Origin of the sequence: Poseidonibacter sp., from assembly GCF_041821165.1 — a bacterium.
Taxonomy (GTDB): Bacteria; Campylobacterota; Campylobacteria; order Campylobacterales; family Arcobacteraceae; genus Poseidonibacter.
This window is the reverse complement of sequence record NZ_JBGUES010000232.1, coordinates 1-3,023: the sequence shown is the minus strand read 5'-3', so window position 1 is coordinate 3,023 and position 3,023 is coordinate 1. Positions and strand designations below refer to the sequence as shown.

Genomic DNA, 3,023 nt, shown 5'->3' with positions numbered 1-3,023 from the left:
TAGGTTACAAATATGTAGAGATAAATGCAGACTATAGAACTTAATAATTATTTTTATTTAAGTATTCTAGTTGTACAATAAATAACAAAAATTTAATATATAGGATGTAACATGTTTCACGAATATAGAGAACTAATTATAGAGATAAAGCAAAGTGACAAGTATTTTAATAATCTTTTTGATAAACATAATGCTTTAGATGAAGAAATTATTGAATTAGAAAAATCAAATTCAGATCAATTCTATATTGAACAAAAAAAGAAAGAAAAGTTAAAATTAAAAGATGAAGTATATACTATGATTCTTAAATATAAAAAAGAAAATAATAAATAATTATTTTTTACCTAAAAAAAAGCCAAAAGTTTTTACTTTTGGCTTTTTTTTTAGCTAATTTTTCAAACAAAAATCCCATTACAACTTATGCTAAGCGCTTTTTAGATAAAATAACTTAATTTTATAAAACAAAGGCCTTTTTTAATGGAAAACCTTTTCGAAAATCAAGATATTATAGATGTAAATATTGAAGACTCAGTTAAAGCTTCATATTTAGATTACTCAATGAGTGTTATTATAGGTAGAGCATTACCAGATGCAAGAGACGGTTTAAAACCAGTTCACAGAAGAATATTATATGCAATGCATGATTTAAATATTACTTCAAAATCATCGTACAAAAAATCAGCAAGAATTGTTGGAGATGTAATTGGTAAGTACCATCCTCATGGAGATACTTCTGTTTATGATGCTTTAGTAAGACTTGCTCAAAATTTCTCAATGAGAGCACCTTTAATTGACGGACAAGGAAACTTTGGTTCTGTTGATGGAGATAATGCAGCTGCAATGAGATATACAGAAGCTAGAATGACAAGAGTTGCTGAAGAAGTAATGCGTGATTTAGATAAAGATACTGTAAACTTCGTTGCTAACTACGATGATACTATGAAAGAACCATCAGTTTTACCTACAAGAGTTCCAACATTATTATTAAATGGTAGTGAAGGTATTGCAGTTGGTATGGCTACAAAAATTCCTCCTCATAATATTAATGAATTATTAGAAGCAGTGTTATATACAGTTGATAATCCAGATGCAACAGCTGATGAATTAATGCAATTTATTCAAGGTCCAGATTTCCCTACAGGTGGAACAATTTTTGGAAGACGTGGAATAATCGATGCTTATAACACAGGACGTGGAAGAGTTAGAATTAGAGCTAAACACCATATTGAAACAAGAGGTAAAAAAGAAATCATCGTTTTAGATGAATTACCTTACCAAGTTAATAAATCAAGACTTATTGAACTTATTGCAAATCTTGCAAAAGATAAAGCAATAGAGGGAATTTCAGAAGTTAGAGATGAATCTGATAGAGAAGGTATTAGAGTTGTTATTGAACTAAAAAAAGATACTATGTCTGAGATTGTTTTAAATAACCTTTATAAATCAACTCCAATGGAGACTACTTTTGGGATTATTTTATTAGCCGTTTACAATAAAGAACCAAAAGTATTTACATTACCAGAATTATTAACTGTATTCTTATCACATAGAAAAACAGTAATTATTAGAAGAACAATTTTTGAATTAGAAAAAGCAAAAGCAAGAGCACATATTTTAGAAGGTTTAAAAATTGCGCTTGATAATATTGATGAAGTAGTTCAAATTATTAAATCTTCTGCAAATGATGCAGATGCAAGAGAAAAATTACAAGATAGATTCTCTTTATCTCATATTCAATCTCAAGCTATTTTAGATATGAGATTAGGAAGACTTACAGGTCTTCAAAGAGATAAATTAGAAGCAGAATATCAAGAATTATTATTATTAATTGCAGAATTAGAAGAGATTTTAAAATCAGAAGATAGATTAAATGAAATTATCAAAGAAGAATTAATTGAAATTAAAGATAGATTCTCTTCTGAAAGAAGAACAGAAATCGAAGATTCTTATGATGAAATTGATATTGAAGATTTAATTCCAAATGAACCAATGGTTGTTACTATTACTCATAATGGATATGTAAAAAGAGTACCAATTAAATCTTATGAAAAACAAAAACGTGGTGGTAAAGGTAAAACTGCTGTTACTACTCATGATGATGATTTCATTGAAAGATTCTTTGTATCTAATACTCATGATACATTAATGTTTGTAACAAATATGGGTCAATTATACTGGTTAAAAGTATATAAAATTCCAGAAGGTTCAAGAACTGCTAAAGGTAAAGCAGTTGTTAACTTAATTAACTTAAGACCTGATGAAAAAATTATGGAAATTATTCCTACAACTGACTTTGATGAGTCAAAATCATTAGCATTCTTTACTAAAAATGGTATTGTAAAAAGAACATCATTATCAGAATTCTCTAATATTAGATCAAATGGTGTAAGAGCTATCGTTCTTGATGATTTAGATGAAATTGTAACTGCTAAAATTACAGATGCATCTTCACAATTCTTAATGATTTTTACATCAATGGGACAATGTATTAGATTTGAAATTGAAAAAACAAGAGAACAAGGTAGATCTACAAGAGGGGTTAGAGGAATTAAATTTAAACATGATACTGACTTCGTAGTTGATGCTGATGTTATTACTGATGAAAATCAAGAATTATTACCAATTTCTGAAAAAGGTATTGGAAAAAGAACTACTGTTTCTGAATATAGATTAACAAATAGAGCAGGTTCTGGTGTTATTTCTATGAAACTTTCTAATAAAACAGGTAATGTTGTTGGCGAAGTTTTAGTTGATGAAACACAAGATTTAATGGCACTTACTTCTATTGGTAAAATGATTAGAGTTGATATGCAAACAATTAGAAAAGCTGGAAGAAATACTTCTGGTGTAATTATTGTTAATGTTGATAAAGGTGATAAAGTAGTTTCAATTGCAAAATGTCCAAAAGAAGCAGAAGAGATTGAAGTTGATGAAAATGGAAATGTAATTAGATATACAGAAGATGGCGAAATAATTGTTGAAACAATTGATGCTACTATTGTACCAACTATTGATGAATCAGC

At 28.1% G+C, this 3,023-nt stretch carries 2 protein-coding genes; both read left to right on the top strand.

Translation table 11 applies throughout. The features are described 5' to 3' along the window. The first annotated feature begins 111 nt into the window (after positions 1-111). On the top strand, positions 112-333 hold the full coding sequence (locus tag ACERKK_RS12510) for a YdcH family protein (protein ID WP_373773411.1): 222 nt from the start codon (positions 112-114) through the stop codon (positions 331-333). 144 nt (positions 334-477) lie between these two features. Then, positions 478-3,023: DNA gyrase subunit A (gene gyrA / locus ACERKK_RS12505; protein ID WP_373773410.1), on the top strand; the 2,546-nt coding region annotated here is incomplete at its 3' end.

Coding starts and splice junctions, on each gene's coding strand:
- ACERKK_RS12510 (WP_373773411.1), top strand. CDS start 112: ATGTTTCACGAATATAGAGAACTAATTATAGAGATAAAGCAAAGTGAC.